Here is a 19,378-nt window from a genome sequence, read left to right as displayed (position 1 = left end):
TTGTCCACAGGCTTTTGTGGGTAACCTGTGAGCCTGGCTTGTGTATCTTTGGGGTAAAAATTAAATGCAAAAAAGGCGATAAAAACGCTTGCGTAAAATCTGCGGCTCCCTATAATGCGACCCCACTGAGACGGGAAACGTCAACGCCTAGCGAGACGCGAACTACTCAGAGAGTTAAATAAAACTTCGGTTTTAAATCTTCCAAAAAGAAAGTTTAAAACTAAGTGTTGACTCGAAAAATAAAGGATGTATCATACGCATCCCTTGAGACGCTAAAGCGACTCAAAACGTTCTTTAACAATATAAAGCAATCATCTGTGTGGGCACTCGTACAGATTGAGTTCTAACAGCCAACCTACTTACTCTTTATGGGTAATTAGCGAGGCAAACAAATTAGAGTCTCAATTGAAAACTGAGTGACCAACAGAATAGTTATTTCGGTAATTATTCGGCACAGTCAATTCAATATCGAAAGATATTAAAATAAATTCAGAATTCATTGAGCTGTCGAAAGACATAAAACTTTTTAATTGAAGAGTTTGATCATGGCTCAGATTGAACGCTGGCGGCAGGCCTAACACATGCAAGTCGAGCGGTAACAGAAAGTAGCTTGCTACTTTGCTGACGAGCGGCGGACGGGTGAGTAATGCTTGGGAACATGCCTTGAGGTGGGGGACAACAGTTGGAAACGACTGCTAATACCGCATAATGTCTACGGACCAAAGGGGGCTTCGGCTCTCGCCTTTAGATTGGCCCAAGTGGGATTAGCTAGTTGGTGAGGTAATGGCTCACCAAGGCGACGATCCCTAGCTGGTTTGAGAGGATGATCAGCCACACTGGGACTGAGACACGGCCCAGACTCCTACGGGAGGCAGCAGTGGGGAATATTGCACAATGGGCGCAAGCCTGATGCAGCCATGCCGCGTGTGTGAAGAAGGCCTTCGGGTTGTAAAGCACTTTCAGTCAGGAGGAAAGGTTAGTAGTTAATACCTGCTAGCTGTGACGTTACTGACAGAAGAAGCACCGGCTAACTCCGTGCCAGCAGCCGCGGTAATACGGAGGGTGCGAGCGTTAATCGGAATTACTGGGCGTAAAGCGTACGCAGGCGGTTTGTTAAGCGAGATGTGAAAGCCCCGGGCTCAACCTGGGAACTGCATTTCGAACTGGCAAACTAGAGTGTGATAGAGGGTGGTAGAATTTCAGGTGTAGCGGTGAAATGCGTAGAGATCTGAAGGAATACCGATGGCGAAGGCAGCCACCTGGGTCAACACTGACGCTCATGTACGAAAGCGTGGGGAGCAAACGGGATTAGATACCCCGGTAGTCCACGCCGTAAACGATGTCTACTAGAAGCTCGGAGCCTCGGTTCTGTTTTTCAAAGCTAACGCATTAAGTAGACCGCCTGGGGAGTACGGCCGCAAGGTTAAAACTCAAATGAATTGACGGGGGCCCGCACAAGCGGTGGAGCATGTGGTTTAATTCGATGCAACGCGAAGAACCTTACCTACACTTGACATACAGAGAACTTACCAGAGATGGTTTGGTGCCTTCGGGAACTCTGATACAGGTGCTGCATGGCTGTCGTCAGCTCGTGTTGTGAGATGTTGGGTTAAGTCCCGCAACGAGCGCAACCCCTATCCTTAGTTGCTAGCAGGTAATGCTGAGAACTCTAAGGAGACTGCCGGTGATAAACCGGAGGAAGGTGGGGACGACGTCAAGTCATCATGGCCCTTACGTGTAGGGCTACACACGTGCTACAATGGCGCATACAGAGTGCTGCGAACCTGCGAAGGTAAGCGAATCACTTAAAGTGCGTCGTAGTCCGGATTGGAGTCTGCAACTCGACTCCATGAAGTCGGAATCGCTAGTAATCGCGTATCAGAATGACGCGGTGAATACGTTCCCGGGCCTTGTACACACCGCCCGTCACACCATGGGAGTGGGTTGCTCCAGAAGTAGATAGTCTAACCCTCGGGAGGACGTTTACCACGGAGTGATTCATGACTGGGGTGAAGTCGTAACAAGGTAGCCCTAGGGGAACCTGGGGCTGGATCACCTCCTTATACGATTTAGAACTTATTTGTTCGTAGTGTCCACACAGATGATTGTTAATTAGTGCTTGTTCTTCGGAATAACTAATTAATATGCTCTTTAAAAATTTGGAAAAGCTGATAATAAAATTCTGATGAATAACATTGTTATTTATCAAGAGTTTTCAAAAGTAAAAAAAGAATGGTAGCAGTACCATTCAGTGCCATTTAATTAACTCTTTGAGTTGATTGATTGGTATCTACTTTAGTATTCAATATTGACTTCTGGCGAAGTTAAACTGTCACACAACAAAGACCCGTTTGGGTTGTATGGTTAAGTGACTAAGCGTACACGGTGGATGCCTTGGCAGTTGGAGGCGATGAAGGACGTATTAACTTGCGATAAGCCTAGTCAAGCTAGTAAAAAGCACTTGAGACTAGGATTTCCGAATGGGGAAACCCACCTGCTTGCAGGTATCGTTAACTGAATACATAGGTTAACGAGGCGAACGCGGAGAACTGAAACATCTAAGTACCCGTAGGAAAAGAAATCAACCGAGATTCCGAAAGTAGCGGCGAGCGAAATCGGAACAGCCCTTAAGCTTATTATGTGTTAATGGAAGGCTGCTGGAAAGCGCCACGATACAGGGTGATAGTCCCGTACATGAAAAGACATTTTAAGTGAAATCGAGTAGGTCGGAGCACGTGAAACTTTGACTGAATATAGGTGGACCATCATCTAAGGCTAAATACTCCCAACTGACCGATAGTGAACCAGTACCGTGAGGGAAAGGCGAAAAGAACCCCTGTGAGGGGAGTGAAATAGAACCTGAAACCGTGTACGTACAAGCAGTAGGAGCCCACTTGTTGGGTGACTGCGTACCTTTTGTATAATGGGTCAGCGACTTATATTTTGTAGCGAGGTTAACCGATTAGGGTAGCCGTAGGGAAACCGAGTCTTAACTGGGCGAATAGTTGCAAGGTATAGACCCGAAACCCGGTGATCTAGCCATGAGCAGGTTGAAGGTTGAGTAACATCAACTGGAGGACCGAACCCACTAACGTTGAAAAGTTAGGGGATGACTTGTGGTTAGGAGTGAAAGGCTAATCAAACCGGGAGATAGCTGGTTCTCCCCGAAATCTATTTAGGTAGAGCCTCGGACGAATACTTACGGGGGTAGAGCACTGTTAAGGCTAGGGGGTCATCCCGACTTACCAACCCTTTGCAAACTCCGAATACCGTAAAGTAATATCCGGGAGACACACGGCGGGTGCTAACGTCCGTCGTGAAGAGGGAAACAACCCAGACCGCCAGCTAAGGTCCCAAAGTCATAGTTAAGTGGGAAACGATGTGGAAAGGCCCAGACAGCCAGGAGGTTGGCTTAGAAGCAGCCATCCTTTAAAGAAAGCGTAATAGCTCACTGGTCGAGTCGGTCTGCGCGGAAGATGTAACGGGGCTAAACTATGCACCGAAGCTGCGGATTCATCTTAGGATGAGTGGTAGGGGAGCGTTCTGTAAGCCGTTGAAGGTGATCCGGGAGGGTTGCTGGAGGTATCAGAAGTGCGAATGCTGACATGAGTAACGATAATGGGAGTGAAAAACTCCCACGCCGGAAGACCAAGGGTTCCTATCCCATGTTAATCAGGGTAGGGTAAGTCGACCCCTAAGGCGAGGCCGAAAGGCGTAGTCGATGGGAAACAGATTAATATTTCTGTACTCGATATAATTGCGATGGGGGGACGGAGCAGGCTAAGCAAGCATGGCGTTGGTAGTCCATGTGAAAGTGAGTAGGGCGTTTGTTTAGGTAAATCCGGACGAACATTAAACCTGAGACACGAGACGAGTCACCACGGTGATGAAGTTGCTGATGCCATACTTCCAGGAAAAGCCTCTAAGCTTCAGATTATATGGAATCGTACCCCAAACCGACACAGGTGGTCAGGTAGAGAATACTAAGGCGCTTGAGAGAACTCGGGTGAAGGAACTAGGCAAAATCGTACCGTAACTTCGGGAGAAGGTACGCTCCTATCTGTGATGAGACTTGCTCTCTAAGCGGACGGGAGCCGCAGTGACCAGGTGGCTGGGACTGTTTATTAAAAACACAGCACTGTGCAAAATCGCAAGATGACGTATACGGTGTGACACCTGCCCGGTGCCGGAAGGTTAATTGATGGGGTTATCCTTAGGGAGAAGCTCTTGATCGAAGCCCCGGTAAACGGCGGCCGTAACTATAACGGTCCTAAGGTAGCGAAATTCCTTGTCGGGTAAGTTCCGACCTGCACGAATGGTGTAACCATGGCCACGCTGTCTCCACCCGAGACTCAGTGAAATTGAAATCGCAGTGAAGATGCTGTGTACCCGCGGCTAGACGGAAAGACCCCGTGAACCTTTACTACAGCTTGGCACTGAACATTGAACCTACATGTGTAGGATAGGTGGGAGACTTTGAAGATGAGACGCTAGTTTTGTTGGAGTCAACCTTGAAATACCACCCTTGTAGTTTTGATGTTCTAACGTTGGCCCCTGAATCGGGGTTACGGACAGTGCCTGGTGGGTAGTTTGACTGGGGCGGTCTCCTCCTAAAGAGTAACGGAGGAGCACGAAGGTTGGCTAAGTACGGTCGGACATCGTACGGTTAGTGTAATGGTAGAAGCCAGCTTAACTGCGAGACAGACACGTCGAGCAGGTACGAAAGTAGGTCATAGTGATCCGGTGGTTCTGAATGGAAGGGCCATCGCTCAACGGATAAAAGGTACTCCGGGGATAACAGGCTGATACCGCCCAAGAGTTCATATCGACGGCGGTGTTTGGCACCTCGATGTCGGCTCATCACATCCTGGGGCTGAAGTCGGTCCCAAGGGTATGGCTGTTCGCCATTTAAAGTGGTACGCGAGCTGGGTTTAGAACGTCGTGAGACAGTTCGGTCCCTATCTGCCGTGGGCGTTTGAGAATTGAGAGGGGTTGCTCCTAGTACGAGAGGACCGGAGTGAACGAACCGCTGGTGTTCGGGTTGTCATGCCAATGGCATTGCCCGGTAGCTACGTTCGGAACTGATAAGCGCTGAAAGCATCTAAGCGCGAAGCAGGCCTCGAGATGATTTCTCACTAGAGCTATAAGCTCTCTGAAGGGCCGTTGGAGACTACAACGTTGATAGGCAAGATGTGGAAGTGCTGTGAGGCATTAAGCTAACTTGTACTAATTACCCGTGAGGCTTAACCATACAACGCCAAACGCGTTTTATGTGACAGTTCAAGCAAGAAGTTAATATTGCTAAAGTAGATATTTACGCAAAGACTTAAAAAATATTATCAGATATTTTCCAAATTCAGTTAATTTGTAGTGATACGAATTAACGCCCTAATTTGCTTGGTAACAATAGCGTTTTGGACCCACCTGACCCCATGCCGAACTCAGTAGTGAAACGAAACAGCGCCGATGATAGTGTAGCATTTGCTATGTGAAAGTAGGACATTGCCAGGCTCCAAATTGTAGAAAGCCCGACTAGAAATAGTCGGGCTTTTTTACGTCTGCAGAAAAGTGAAATGTGGGTGAATAATGTACACAAGTCTCCCGCGTAGGTTGGGCGAGCGTAGCGACACCCGACACTCAAATCATAAAAACATCACCACTAGCCAATGAATGTGGTGCATTTGCACTGTGACTCTCCACCGCTGTGGGCACTTACGACATTCTACTGCGTTGTCGCTACGAAGTAGCGCACCGACATTCAAATCATAAAAACATCATCACTAGTCAATGAGTGTGGTGTATTTGCACTGTGACTCTCCACTGCTGTGGGCATTAAGACACTACCAGGCCTAATTAAAGACTCCGATTCTAATTATCGCTTTGTTATTGAGCTCGTTATTTAATATTAAATTACTCATTAACTTTATGCGATTAGTATAAAAACATTAAATTGTTAGACAAAAATAACCCCATCAGCAATCTCTGCTAGCACCTAGCACCTAGCACCTAGCACCTAGCACTTTTTCCTACAAATAAAATATAATTTTGCTTTGTGGGTTGCTTTGATTTAGGATCAAATCAGTTTAAAACTAAGAACAAATAGCCTGTGTATAGATTATTATTAAGTGCCTTATCAATTATATTTTGCTTTACTGCATCAGCGGTTGAAGTAACTGATCTTTATCAAGATATTTTAAAAGTTGATGATAAAACTCGAGACACGCGTTTAGCAGCAAGTCGTAAAGCATTGCTGAATGTTCTAGTGAAAGTCAGCGGTGATGAAAGTGCTGATCAAAACAGCTTAGCGCAACAAAAAACTCAAGATATTTCAGACTACATGCTCAAGTTTGAGTACGACGAGAGTACAACCGGTAACTTAAAACTTGTTGTTAAATTTGAAGCGCGAAAAATTAATGCATTAATTAAAGAGCTCGGTTTACCCTTATGGGGTGTGCAACGACCATTAATTGCAATATGGTTAGGAATTGAAGATAACTGGCGCAGAGAGCTAGTTACTCAAGAAAGCTACCCACAACTAGAACAGTTAATATACGATAAAGCAGGGCGACGTGGTTTACCGGTTGTGGTGCCTTTACTTGATTTACAAGACAGACGTCTAGTAGGTATTCCTGAAGTATGGGGTAACTTTTCAGAGCCAGTAGAAGAGGCCTCTAAGCGTTATAGTGCTGAGCGCAGTATTACAGCCAGAATGTATAAGCAACCAGATAGTGAAAACTGGGTTTTAGATTGGCGATTTACTAACGATGATCTTTTTGAATTAAATAGATTAACGGGTGATAAACAACAAGTTGTTGCGCAAATGATAGATACGTTAGCGAAAGGGCTAGCTAATGAATATGCAATTGATCCAAATGCTTATTACGAGCAAGCAGCGGCAACTTTAACTCTAAAAGGTACGCAAAGCTTTGTTGATATTGAGTTGGCTAAACGCCGGTTATCAAATTTAAGTGTGGTAACTCAGGCTACTATTATACGAAAAACCCCAGATTTAGTTGAGTTCAAACTTAATCATACGGGTAGTGTGGTTGATTTAAAAAAAGCATTAGGGCTTGATGCTGCGTTTAGAGATTATGTTGATCCAAGTGCTTTTTATCATATTGTTGATAAAAACAGTTTAGAGTATCAATGGATTGGTGAGTAATGCTAACTCATGAGCCAATGCAAATGGCATTGCCGGTTACTTTGCCCGATGACGAAACCTTTACCTCGTACTTTGGTGGTGAGGACTCTTTAGAAGTAAGTCATTTAAAAGACAGTTTTTCAAAATTGTCGCAATCTTTTCAATACACTTATTTATGTGGTTTGGGCGATTCAGGGAAATCTCACCTTTTGTACGCTACGTGTATTCAAGCGCAAGAGCGCGGCTTATCAAATATGCTGTTATCTATGCGAGAAGTTATTGATTTTGGCCCTATGGTATTAGAAGGCTTAGAAGCCCTTGATGTTTTATGCATAGATGATGTGCATTTGGTAGCGGGTGATGATGCGTGGGAAAAGGCCTTATTTAATTTTTTTAATCGCTTTAACGAGCCTAAAAAAATGTTAGTGGTGACCGCTGACTTACTCCCCGACATGCTAAATATTAGCTTACCAGACTTAGAATCGCGGCTAAAATGGGGAACTACACTGCAAATTCGCTCAATGAGCGATGACGATAAAGCACAAGCTTTAGTTAAACGCACAAAAATGCGTGGCTTAGAGCTAAGTGACGAATGCGCCCGATTTTTATTAACGCGCTTAAGCCGTGATATGCGTACATTACTCGACGTATTAGACAAATTAGATCATGCATCTATGGCCGCACAACGAAAATTAACAATTCCTTTTATAAAATCAACGTTAAAGCTCTAGTAGGTCTAGAATCTAGGCACTGCTTTCAGTTATCATAAGTTATTACTTAACAGCAATCACCTTCTGTGAAAGATCAGGTATCCAATGAACTTAGAAAATATATTAGCGCAAGCACTTGAGGCGGTAGCCAGTGCCAGTGAAATCGCGCAGTTAGAAGAAATGCGGGTTAATTACCTTGGCAAAAAAGGCGAGATCACCAGCTTACTTAAAACGTTAGGCAAAATTGCCCCTGAAGAGCGTAAAGAAGCGGGCCAAGTTATTAATCAAGCTAAACAAGATGTGCAAGCTGCTATAAACGATAAACGTGAGCTGTTAGCCAGTAAAGCGCTAGAAGAAAAGCTAGCCGCTGAAACTATCGATGTAACATTACCTGGGCGTGTTATGCCTACTGGTGGCCTACATCCGGTTACACGTACCATTGAGCGCATAGAAAGCTTTTTTGGTGAGTTAGGCTTTGCAGTTAAATCGGGTCCTGAAGTTGAAGATGACTTTCATAACTTTGATGCGTTAAATATTCCTGAGCATCATCCAGCCCGTGCTGATCACGACACTTTTTACTTCAACCCTAAGCTGGTATTGCGCACGCAAACGAGTGGCGTACAAATACGTACAATGGAAGTTGAGCAACCGCCGCTGCGTATTATTTCTCCTGGACGTGTATATCGTAACGATTATGACCAAACGCACACGCCTATGTTTCATCAGGTTGAAGGCTTAATGGTCGACACAGATGTGAGCTTTACTGAACTTAAAGGTATTTTACACGACTTCCTGCGTAACTTTTTTGAAGAAGACATGGAAATTCGTTTCCGTCCTTCATTTTTCCCTTTTACAGAACCTTCAGCAGAAGTAGACGTAATGGGTAAAGACGGCAAGTGGCTAGAAGTATTAGGCTGCGGCATGGTACACCCTAACGTTCTTAAGTCTGTGGGCATTGATCCTGAAAAATACACCGGCTTTGCTTTTGGCATGGGTGTAGAGCGCTTAACTATGTTGCGTTATGGCGTAAACGATTTACGTGCATTTTTTGAAAATGACTTAAAATTCCTAAACCAGTTCCGTTAAGAGTGAAACAATAATATGAAATTTAGTGAAAAGTGGTTAAGAGAGTGGGTTAATCCAGCCATTGATACGCAAGCTCTGTCGGAACAGCTTTCTATGGCTGGCCTAGAAGTTGATGGCGTAACACCTGCAGCAGCAAAATTTAATGGTGTATTGGTAGGTGAAGTTGTTGAATGTGGACAACATCCTGATGCAGATAAGCTACGCGTTACCAAAATTAATGTCGGTGGTGATGAACTACTTGATATCGTATGTGGCGCACCGAACTGTCGTTTAGGCATTAAAGTTGCGGTTGCAACTGTTGGCGCAGTGCTTCCTGGTGATTTTAAAATTAAAAAAGCCAAGTTACGTGGCCAACCTTCAAATGGCATGTTGTGTGCCTTTGTTGAGCTAGGTATTAGCGAAGAAGGCGATGGCATTATGGAATTGCCAAGCGATGCGCCAGTAGGTACAGATTTACGTGAATACCTAGGCCTTGATGATAATATTATTGATGTTGATTTAACACCAAACCGTGGTGATTGTTTAGGTATAAAAGGCTTAGCGCGCGAAGTGGGCGTACTTAACAGCATTGACGTAAACGTATTACAAATTCCAGCGGTTACAGCAACAATTGACGATAAAGTATCGATTGAATTAGTTAATGAAGATGCATGTCCTCGCTACCTTGGGCGTGTGATTAAAGGCATTAACCTTGATACAGCAACGCCGTTATGGATGGTTGAAAAACTACGTCGCAGCGGTGTGCGTTCAATCGACCCAGTAGTTGATGTTACTAATTATGTATTACTTGAACTTGGCCATCCAATGCATGCATTTGATTTAAATGCGATTGAAGGTGGAATTAAAGTACGTAGTGCAAACGCCGGTGAAGAGCTAGTTTTACTTGACGGTAATAGCGTTAAATTAAACGAATCTACATTAGTGATAGCCGATCATAATAAAGCACTAGCCATTGCGGGTATTTTTGGTGGCGAGCAATCGGGTGTTACAAATAAAACGTCTGATATATTACTTGAAAGCGCATTTTTTAACCCTGTAGCAATAGCTGGGCAAGCACGTAGCTACGGTTTACACACAGATGCATCGCATCGTTATGAGCGTGGTGTTGATTTTGCGCTACAGCATGATGCAATAGAGCGTGCAACAGCGTTACTACTTGAAATAGTAGGCGGTGAAGCAGGCCCAGTGGTTGAAGCCGTTGCCGCAGATAAACTACCTAAAGTGACTGAGGTTCGTTTACGTCGTAGCCGTTTAGACCGTGTTATTGGCCATCATATTGAAGATGAAAAAGTTACTGATATTTTAACTCGCTTAGGTTTTAACGTAAAAGTTGAAAACGACAGCTGGAGTGCAGATGTACCTAGTTACCGTTTTGATGTGCGTATTGAAGAAGATTTAATTGAAGAAGTGGCGCGTGTTTACGGTTACAACAGTATTCCTAATGTTGCACCGACTGCTAAGCTTAAAATGACCACCCATAACGAAGCGACTATCGCACTAAGCAAGTTTCGTAATACGCTAGTAGCCCGTGGTTATCAAGAGGCTATTACGTACAGTTTTGTCGACCCTAAAGCGCAAGCTATTTTGCACCCAGAAAGTCAGCCGCTAGTATTACCGCACCCAATTTCAATTGAAATGTCTGCAATGCGAGTAAGCTTAATGCCTGGCTTATTGGCGTCGCTAGCGTATAACCAAAATCGTCAGCAACCGCGTATTCGTCTATTTGAACACGGCCTTAAATTTTTAAGTGACGAAAATGCCGAAAATGGTGTTAACCAAGTGCCAGTAATTGGCGGTGTAATTACCGGTCTTGCGCATGGCGAGCATTGGGTTGAAGAAAAACGCAACGTCGATTTTTACGATGTGAAAGGTGACGTGGAAGCACTACTGGCAATTACCAATGATATGAGCCGCTTTGAAATTAAAGCAGAGCAGTCAGATGGTTTGCATCCTGGTCAATCAGCGGTAATTTATGTTGCTGGTAAAAAGGTTGGTTTTTTTGGTGCATTACACCCTCAAGCGCAAAAGTCGTTAGATATCAATAATGCTACTTTCGTGTTTGAAATTGAAATGTCGGCAATCGAAAAAAGAAATTTACCGCAAGTTGCAGGGGTGTCTAAATTCCCTTCAAATCGCCGCGACATCGCGATTTTAGTGCAAGAGAGCGTAAATATTGGCGATATTTTAACAGCGATAGAAAAAGTTGGCGGAAATCAATTAGTTGACCTAAACTTATTCGATGTGTATAAGGGCAAAGGTATTGAGCCAAATTATAAGAGTTTGGCGATTGCTCTAACACTGCAATCGGTTGATAGAACACTCGAAGAGAAAGATATCAATCTAGTAGTTGATAACGTGGTGGCCACACTGGCCGAACAGTTTAATGCATCGTTGAGGGACTAGATATGGCGCTTACTAAAGCCGACATAGCTGAGCACCTATTTGAAAAACTCGGGATCAATAAAAAAGATGCCAAAGATTTAGTTGAAGCGTTTTTTGAAGAAATCCGCTCAGCGCTTGAAAAAGGCGAGCAGATTAAGCTCTCTGGATTTGGTAATTTTGATCTTCGTGATAAAAAAGAAAGACCGGGACGTAATCCGAAAACAGGGGAAGATATTCCTATTTCGGCGCGTCGCGTGGTGACCTTTAGACCTGGGCAAAAACTTAAAACCCGAGTAGAAGTGGGCACAAGTAAAGCAAAGTAATATAAAAAAGGCAGCGTAAGCTGCCTTTTTTATTATTAATGTTTTATTTAACTACGCCTAGGTTACTTAAAACTCCCTAGGTGATACAAACTTACCAGCGCGAATTTGCTGAAAAGTTTGTTGCGCTAAAGAATCTAAACTATCAAGATTTTTTCTGCTGCTTGCCAATTGCTGCTCTACAGCAAATATATCAACGTTTTCTATCCCCGACATCTGCGCAACTTTAGAAAAAACATAGGCATGTTTATAATTTTGTTGTTTATAAAACAAACTGACCAAAGAAGTAAACACCTCGGGATCAGGTATTTGCTGTGCTTTATTAAGTTCTAATGTTTTGTAGAGCAAATCAATCGTTTTATCATCATCAAATTTAATATAATACGATGCCAAAAAAAGTTGCATTTCAGCACTTGTTGTCACCCTTTCATCATGCTCCAAAGCTAAAAATTTAGTCAGTGCTCGCTGATCGTTATTACGCGACCAATGATAGTAAAGTAAGCCTGGGTGATTAGTACTTTTAGTATCTTGATATAATCGCGTCATTTCTTTAATACTGGTTAATTTACCTTCTACACGAGAGGTCTTTTTTTCTTTTAATTTTATATGCTCAATTTTAGCTGCAAGCGTAATACACTGATTATATGATTCAAACTCTTTAAGTAGCTGATATTTATTTTCATCAGTTGGGTGCTTATATTCAATATAACGCTGCAAAATAGTGTTAGAACGCTGCTCCCGACAATGATTATCTTTATTTAGATCGTTGCAAAAACCGGGCGTTTCTTTACATACTTGGGCCAAGCTTAGTGGCTTTTCACATCCGGCTAAGGTGAGTACTCCAAGCACTACTATTAGTCTTATAACCATCCTCAACCCTTAAATATATTAATATAATGTTATTCTAACGCAATCATTTAGCCTCTAACAGTAGAGAATAAAGCAAGATTAAATTAGAATAGGGAAGTCACTAGAGTGCGTTGACTTATCAGGGTCGAAATCATTTCAACTTTTGATGGTTAAATGCTCTAGGGCTATCCGTTCAAAATGTTTAACTTAGGTAAATAAAATGACCTCATCTCACGAGTTAGAATACACAAATAGTTGGCAAGAACGCCAAGGTTACGCAGAAAGCATGCAACCAATCATTGGTAAGCTTTATCGTAGTCGTGGTATCGAAATTGCTGTTTATGGCCGCCCACTTGTAAATGCAAGCCCAATTGAAATTATCAAATCTCACAAATCAGTTGCGCAGTTTGAAGGTACAAAATTACGTTTACGTGAAAGCTTCCCATTTTTAGAAGCGATTAGCAAAATGGATTTAAACTCTGCACGTATCGATATTGGTAAGCTTGCTTACAGCTATTTGTATAATGATGCTGCAAACGGTCGTTCTGTTGAAGAGTTTGTAAAAGATGAGCTCGCTGAAATTGCTGATTTACCAGCTAAAGAATCACGCGATGTGGTGCTTTATGGCTTTGGTCGAATTGGCCGTTTACTTGCACGCCTACTAATTGAAAAATCAGGTCCTTATGCTGACTTACGCCTACGCGCAATTGTTGTACGTGGTGGTAAAGATGGCGACCTTGAAAAACGTGCCAGTTTATTACGTCGTGATTCAATTCACGGTCCATTTAATGGATCTATCACTGTTGATAAAGAACGTAATGCAATTAAAGCTAATGGTAGCTACATCCAGGTTATTTACGCTAACTCTCCTAGCGAAATAGATTACACAGCCTACGGCATCGACAATGCACTTATTGTTGATAACACAGGTATTTGGAAAGATGAAGCAGGCCTTGGTCAGCATTTAGAATGTAAAGGCGCTGCTAAAGTATTATTAACGGCTCCTGCTAAAGGTAATATCAAAAACATCGTATATGGTGTAAATAACAAAGATATTTTACCTGAAGACAAAATTGTATGTGCAGCAAGCTGTACAACTAATGCCATTACACCAACACTTAAAGCATTAAACGATAAGTTTGGCATTAAAAATGGTCACGTAGAAACGGTTCACTCGTATACTAATGACCAAAACTTAATTGATAACTACCACAAAGCAGACCGCCGTGGCCGTGCTGCTGCACTTAACATGGTAATTACTGAAACAGGCGCTGCAAAAGCGGTTTCAAAAGCACTACCAGAGCTTGAGGGCAAACTAACGGGTAACGCAATTCGCGTACCTACACCTAACGTGTCGCTGGCTATTTTGAACCTAAACTTAGAAAAGAGCACCTCGGTAGAAGAGCTAAATGCATTTTTACGCGATACCGCACTTCACTCAGACCTGCGCGACCAAATTGATTACACCGCTTCTACTGAAATCGTATCTACCGATTTAGTAGGTAGTCGTTACGCTGGTGTGGTTGACTCGCAAGCAACTATTGTTGATGACAACCGTATTGTACTTTACGTTTGGTACGATAATGAATTTGGTTACAGCTGCCAAGTGGTACGTTGTATGCGCGATATGGCCGAAGTGGCATTCCCAAGCTTACCTCACTAATTTATTAGTCGTTATACAAAAGCCAGCATTTGCTGGCTTTTTTGTTTGCCCAGCGAAGCTGGCAAACCCGATAGGCTGAAAGATGCCTTATTACCCTGACTAAGGGGAAGATAATCTGAATGGCAAGGGCGTCACTGGCCAACGGTGGGGTCTGAAGGAAGCCATAAGAAGTTAGAGGTACACAACTAACCGTAACCTGTTTCGGCAGTATTGGTGGGTCAGCGTGCAAAATAGCGCAACGCCCTATACTTAGTCAGACCAATACTGTGCTTGAGGGTGGGATTTCTAACAGGGAGCCAGTGCAGTAACTGGGGAAGCCTGGCATCTAAACTTAGTGTAAATAAGTGGCCTAAACTCAAGGGGAAACCCAAGGTTTAACGTCGGTGTGAGGTGGCAGATGAACCCGTAGTAGTGAGTAAGGCTAGGCCGATGAAAGCCAGTAATGGTGTGGAGGACAAAACCAAGCCGACTATCAACAGAATGTTTGATAGGGTCAATTTTAATCAAAAGTTTTAATTGATTGCGAAGGGGGGAAGTATTCTTTAAGTGTATGAAAATCAGGAGTATCGACGTATAGGCTCACATGTATTTCGACGGAAATAGGCAAGAGATGACGGCTAAGCAGGAATGTGGACGCTGAGAACTGAAGGCCGAGCATGGGAGTAATGAGCGACCACTTAGGCAGATTGCCATTCGGCTAGCACACCTAATGTCCTCATGAAGAACACCACTATACATCAATGTGAAACGACAGACATACCGTAAGCAAAGGCAATTGATGACAGTTTACTACAGCTTGTATGGGCAATTATTAGATATTAATAACCTGTACAAGGGATTCAAAAAAGTGAAAGCAGCGAAAGGAGCGGCCGGAATAGATAGGCAGTCCATAGCCGCGTTCGCCTTGAATTTAGAAGAAAACTTGAAACAACTGCAAGGTGAACTGCAAAGCAAGCAGTATCGCGCACAGCCAGTCAAACGGATAGAAATACCGAAAGATGATGGTGGTGTGAGACTGCTGGGAATTCCAACAGTTCGCGACCGCATAGTACAACAAACACTATTGAACATTCTCCAACCGCTCTTCGACATCGACTTTCACCCATCAAGTTATGGGTACAGGCCGAAACGAAGTTGTCATGACGCCATCAGCAAAGCCACGGTATTTATTCGTAAATATCACCGTGAGTGGGTGGTTGATATGGATCTGTCGAAGTGTTTTGACCTACTCGATCACGACTTGATCATAAGCAGCGTCAAAAGCAAAGTGACAGACGGTAGCATCTTAAAACTGCTCAAACAGTTTTTAAAAAGCGGAGTAATGATAGGCAATAATTGGGAAGCGAGTGAGCTAGGAAGTCCACAAGGTGGTGTTATCAGTCCACTGTTGGCGAATATCTACCTAGATGCATTTGATCAAGAAATGAAAAAGCGAAATCACAGAATAGTGAGGTACGCCGACGACATATTGATCTTATGCTGCACAGAAAAAGCAGCCAAGAATGCACTCACAGTAGCGACTCAGATACTCGAAAAAGGCTTAAAGTTAACAGTCAACGAAAAGAAAACGCACATAGCGCATAGTAGTGAAGGCGTAAAATTTTTGGGAGTGGAGATAGGCAGTAATTGGACGCGTATCCAAGCCACAAAACTCAAAGGCTTTAAACAAAGAGTTAAACGATTAACAAAGCGAAATAGTGGCATGAACTTAATTGAAGTAATAAAAAGACTCAATCCAGTGGTGCGCGGCTTTGTAAATTATTTCAGTATAGCCAATTGTAAACGAGTGCTAAATTTGTTGGCAAGGTGGGTGAGACGACGATTAAGGGCAATTCAGTTAAGGTTGTGGAAAAACCCAGCGAGGTTGCATAAGCGACTAAAACAATTAGGGAAAAAGCCGCCATTTAAGTTCATCAAAATGAACTCATGGCGAAACTCTCTAAGTCCATTATCGAATGTAGCGATGCCAAACCAATGGTTTGAGGAGCAAGGTTTATATTCAATGGAAAAAGTAAGTACAGGATGGCTTGCTCAATCGGCGTTTAGAAAATAAGCCGAAGGGATAGAAGAATACAGGAGCCGTATACGAGGCCCGTACGTACGGTTCTGTGAGAGGGATGAGGCAAAAGCCTCACCCTACTCGATGATTATCAATATTTTTAAAGCGCAGCGCTTATGGTACGCTTTATACATTAGATACGGCTAATCGCAGCGTACTTACATCCTGGCTATTTATGCAGTCCAGAGACACTTAGTCAACTTATAGGTTTTTTGTCATGAAAATCAGTAGCAATTTCGATAGTGGTAATATTAAGGTTATTGAAGCCACCGATCCATTAAATATCCAGTTAGAGATTAATAACGATTTCCAGTCTGAATTTTATCAGTGGTTTCATTTTCGCCTAGAAACAACCCCTTACCAATTACATAAGCTAAATATAAACAAGCTCGAAAATTCAGCTTATCCAGATGGCTGGGTAGATTATCAGGCGGTTGCATCGTATGACCGTCAAACGTGGTTTCGTGTACCTTCAATCTACGAAAATGGCACATTAAGCTTTGAAATAGAGCCAGAGTGCGGCAGTGTTTATTTTGCTTATTTTGCACCATATAGCTATGAGCGTCATTTAGATTTACTTACGTGGGCGCAAAGCCAGCAAATTTGCCAATTAGAAACATTGGGCGAAACCCTTGATGGCCGCGACATGAGCGTACTTAAAATTGGTGAGCCAAGTGCAGATAAGAAAAACATTTGGATCACAGCTCGCCAGCATCCGGGTGAAACAATGGCGCAGTGGTTTGTAGAGGGAATACTTCACAAACTACTTGATGACGAAGACCCGCATGCTGCTGCATTACTATCAAAAGCAGTATTTTATATTGTGCCAAACATGAACCCAGATGGTAGTGCTCGTGGGCACTTACGTACTAACGCTAAAGGCGTTAACTTAAACCGTGAATGGCAAACGCCGAGCATGGAAAATAGCCCAGAAGTTTATTTAGTGCTTAATAAAATGCGTGAAACAGGCCTAGATATGCACCTTGATATTCATGGTGATGAAGCAATCCCGTATAACTTTGTAGCCGGCAGTGAAGGCATTCCAAGTTATGATGCGCGCTTAAAAGATCTAGAAGATAGCTTTAAAGCTGCTTTGTTAACCATTACTCCTGAGTTTCAAGACGAACATGGCTACCCTAAAGACGAGCCAGGCCAAGCTAACCTTACAGTAGGTTCATCTGCAACAGCAGAAGAATTTAAGGCGCTTACCTATACAGTCGAAATGCCATTTAAAGATAATAACGACTTACCCGACCCAGATTACGGTTGGTCAGATCGTCGTTCATATCAATTTGGCCAAGATACTTTGGCGGCTATCGTAAATGTCGTTGATAAATTAAGATAAATTAGTATAAGGTAAGGGCAACATTAAAATGTTGCCCTTTTTTGTTACAACACTTACAAAAATAACAAGTGCGCAACGGCACAATAAACTGTGGCTTAACGAATGTTTAGTCAGCAATTTCAAAATAAAATAATAAGAGGAATTTAGCGTGGATGCATTCGGACAACTTTTAGATAGCCTAGATGGCATGTTAGGAGGAGCAGTATGGTTTCCTTATGTGTTATTAGGGGTTGGTTTATTTTTTACTATTTATTTAAAATTTCCCCAAATACGGTATTTTAAACATGCTTGCCAAGTTGTTTCGGGTAAGTTTGATAAAAAAGATACAGAAGGGGATACCACTCACTTTCAAGCACTTGCTACAGCACTATCGGGCACAGTAGGCACAGGTAATATTGGTGGCGTAGCACTGGCTATATCAATTGGTGGGCCTGCGGCGTTGTTTTGGATGTGGATGACCGCATTTTTTGGTATGACTACCAAGTTTGTAGAAGTTACCTTGTCGCATAAATACCGTGAAAAAACTGAAGATGGCACTATGTCTGGCGGCCCAATGTATTACATGGATAAACGCCTTAACATGAAATGGCTGGCCATTTTATTTGCCGTAGCCACTGTAATTAGCTCGTTTGGTACAGGCAGCCTGCCACAAATTAATAATATTGCACAAGGTATGGAAGCCACCTTTGGTTTTGCGCCTATGGCCACAGGTGCAGTGTTATCTATTTTACTTGCCTTGGTTATATTAGGCGGCATTAAGCGTATTGCAGCAATTACATCACGCGTAGTACCGTTAATGGCGGCTATTTATATTATTGGTGCTCTGGCTGTTATTTTTTATAACGCTGAAAACATCGGTCCTTCATTTTCTGCTGTATTTATGGACGCATTTTCTGGCTCTGCTGCCGCAGGTGGCTTCTTGGGGGCGTCATTTGCTTATGCGTTTAACCGGGGTGTAAACCGTGGTTTATTCTCTAACGAAGCGGGTCAAGGTTCTGCGCCTATAGCGCATGCTTCGGCAAAAGCTGATGAGCCAGTATCAGAGGGTATAGTATCTATCCTAGAACCTTTTATCGATACCATTATTATTTGTACGCTTACGGGGTTGGTTATTTTATCCTCGGGGGTGTGGAATGAAAAATTTCAAACTCATTTTGAGCGCTCGGCTATGAGTATTATTAAAGGCGATTACACAGAAGAAAACCAAACACAGCGCGAAGACCTCTATAAATATCTTAATGGTCAAAAAAGTAATATAGAGACGTTTACCGGCAATATTGAAGTGGTTAATGGTGAGGCATTGAGTACAGGTTTTACGGTACTACATTCACGCTCAATTGCAGAGGATGTACGCTTTGGTATTACTGAAAAGCACAAATATACAGGTGTTGTAGAAGTAATAGATGGCATGCCAACAGATGACAGCATTAGTTTAGTGGGCAAATCATTGGTACATTCAGCAGAGCTAACTACCAAGGCTTTTAAACGTGGTTACTTTGGCGATAGTGGCCAGTACATTGTATCAATAGGCTTATTGCTGTTTGCGTTCTCTACTGCCATTGCTTGGTCGTACTATGGAGATCGCGCAATGATTTACTTATTAGGGCATCGCTCAGTAATGCCGTATCGCGTATTTTATGTGGCTGCATTCTTTTGGGCATCGTTCGCCGATACTACCTTGGTATGGAAGTTAGCGGCAGTGGCTATTGTTGTAATGACACTACCTAACTTAATTGGCATTATGTTATTGCGTAAAGAGATGAAAGAATCGGTAGATGACTACTGGGTCAAATTCAAAAAAGACAACGAGAAATAAAACAAGT

General features: G+C 43.0%; 10 protein-coding genes and 3 rRNA genes. 12 read left to right on the top strand and 1 reads right to left on the bottom strand.

Annotated features, from left to right (window positions below; genetic code table 11):
• Window positions 1-527: 527 nt before the first annotated feature.
• From PNIG_RS11105 to ihfA, 8 genes are all read left to right on the top strand, one after another.
• Window positions 528-2,063, top strand: a 16S ribosomal RNA gene (locus PNIG_RS11105).
• Between the two features lie 299 nt (window positions 2,064-2,362).
• Window positions 2,363-5,251 (top strand): 23S ribosomal RNA (locus tag PNIG_RS11100).
• Window positions 5,252-5,396: 145 nt separating this feature from the next.
• Window positions 5,397-5,511 (top strand): 5S ribosomal RNA (gene rrf, locus PNIG_RS11095).
• Together the 16S, 23S and 5S rRNA genes form the textbook arrangement of a ribosomal RNA operon.
• A gap of 595 nt (window positions 5,512-6,106) precedes the next feature.
• Window positions 6,107-7,162 carry a DUF2066 domain-containing protein gene (locus PNIG_RS11090; protein WP_011328578.1) on the top strand — a complete coding sequence of 352 codons (1,056 nt, stop codon included), beginning with the start codon at window positions 6,107-6,109 and terminating at the stop codon, window positions 7,160-7,162.
• Window positions 7,162-7,872, top strand: a complete 711-nt coding sequence (hda, locus tag PNIG_RS11085) for a DnaA regulatory inactivator Hda (RefSeq protein ID WP_172459224.1) — start codon at window positions 7,162-7,164, stop codon at window positions 7,870-7,872. The genes PNIG_RS11090 and hda overlap by 1 nt, the downstream gene beginning before the upstream one ends.
• Window positions 7,873-7,956: 84 nt before the next feature.
• Window positions 7,957-8,937 carry a phenylalanine--tRNA ligase subunit alpha gene (pheS, locus tag PNIG_RS11080; protein ID WP_011328576.1) on the top strand — a complete coding sequence of 327 codons (981 nt, stop codon included), beginning with the start codon at window positions 7,957-7,959 and terminating at the stop codon, window positions 8,935-8,937.
• Between the two features lie 15 nt (window positions 8,938-8,952).
• Window positions 8,953-11,340 (top strand): phenylalanine--tRNA ligase subunit beta, encoded by a 2,388-nt coding sequence (pheT, locus tag PNIG_RS11075; protein WP_086994471.1) that lies wholly within the window; start codon window positions 8,953-8,955, stop codon window positions 11,338-11,340.
• 2 nt (window positions 11,341-11,342) lie between these two features.
• Entirely contained in the window at window positions 11,343-11,642 is a 300-nt protein-coding gene (ihfA, locus tag PNIG_RS11070; protein ID WP_011328574.1) for an integration host factor subunit alpha, read from the top strand.
• Window positions 11,643-11,708: 66 nt separating this feature from the next.
• On the opposite strand, the gene PNIG_RS11065 is transcribed toward ihfA, so the two are convergent.
• Window positions 11,709-12,509 carry a DUF2989 domain-containing protein gene (locus PNIG_RS11065; RefSeq protein ID WP_089368513.1) on the bottom strand — a complete coding sequence of 267 codons (801 nt, stop codon included), beginning with the start codon at window positions 12,507-12,509 and terminating at the stop codon, window positions 11,709-11,711.
• Window positions 12,510-12,708: 199 nt separating this feature from the next.
• On the opposite strand from PNIG_RS11065, the gene PNIG_RS11060 reads away from it, so the two are divergent.
• The 4 genes from PNIG_RS11060 (at window position 12,709) to PNIG_RS11040 (ending at window position 19,371) form a co-directional block, all read left to right on the top strand.
• Window positions 12,709-14,151 carry a glyceraldehyde-3-phosphate dehydrogenase gene (locus PNIG_RS11060; protein WP_011328572.1) on the top strand — a complete coding sequence of 481 codons (1,443 nt, stop codon included), beginning with the start codon at window positions 12,709-12,711 and terminating at the stop codon, window positions 14,149-14,151.
• A gap of 778 nt (window positions 14,152-14,929) precedes the next feature.
• On the top strand, window positions 14,930-16,204 hold the full coding sequence (gene ltrA / locus PNIG_RS11050; RefSeq protein ID WP_089368512.1) for a group II intron reverse transcriptase/maturase: 1,275 nt from the start codon (window positions 14,930-14,932) through the stop codon (window positions 16,202-16,204).
• A gap of 223 nt (window positions 16,205-16,427) precedes the next feature.
• Window positions 16,428-17,555: a M14 family metallopeptidase gene (locus PNIG_RS11045; protein ID WP_089368511.1), complete on the top strand. Its 1,128-nt coding sequence runs from the start codon at window positions 16,428-16,430 to the stop codon at window positions 17,553-17,555.
• Between the two features lie 148 nt (window positions 17,556-17,703).
• Entirely contained in the window at window positions 17,704-19,371 is a 1,668-nt protein-coding gene (locus tag PNIG_RS11040) for an alanine/glycine:cation symporter family protein (protein ID WP_011328570.1), read from the top strand.
• The last annotated feature ends 7 nt before the right edge of the window (window positions 19,372-19,378 follow it).

Source organism: Pseudoalteromonas nigrifaciens (assembly GCF_002221505.1).
GTDB classification, from domain to species: domain Bacteria; phylum Pseudomonadota; class Gammaproteobacteria; order Enterobacterales; family Alteromonadaceae; genus Pseudoalteromonas; species Pseudoalteromonas nigrifaciens.
Note: the sequence above shows the minus strand (reverse complement) of the source record. Positions and strands in the feature narration are given on the sequence as shown.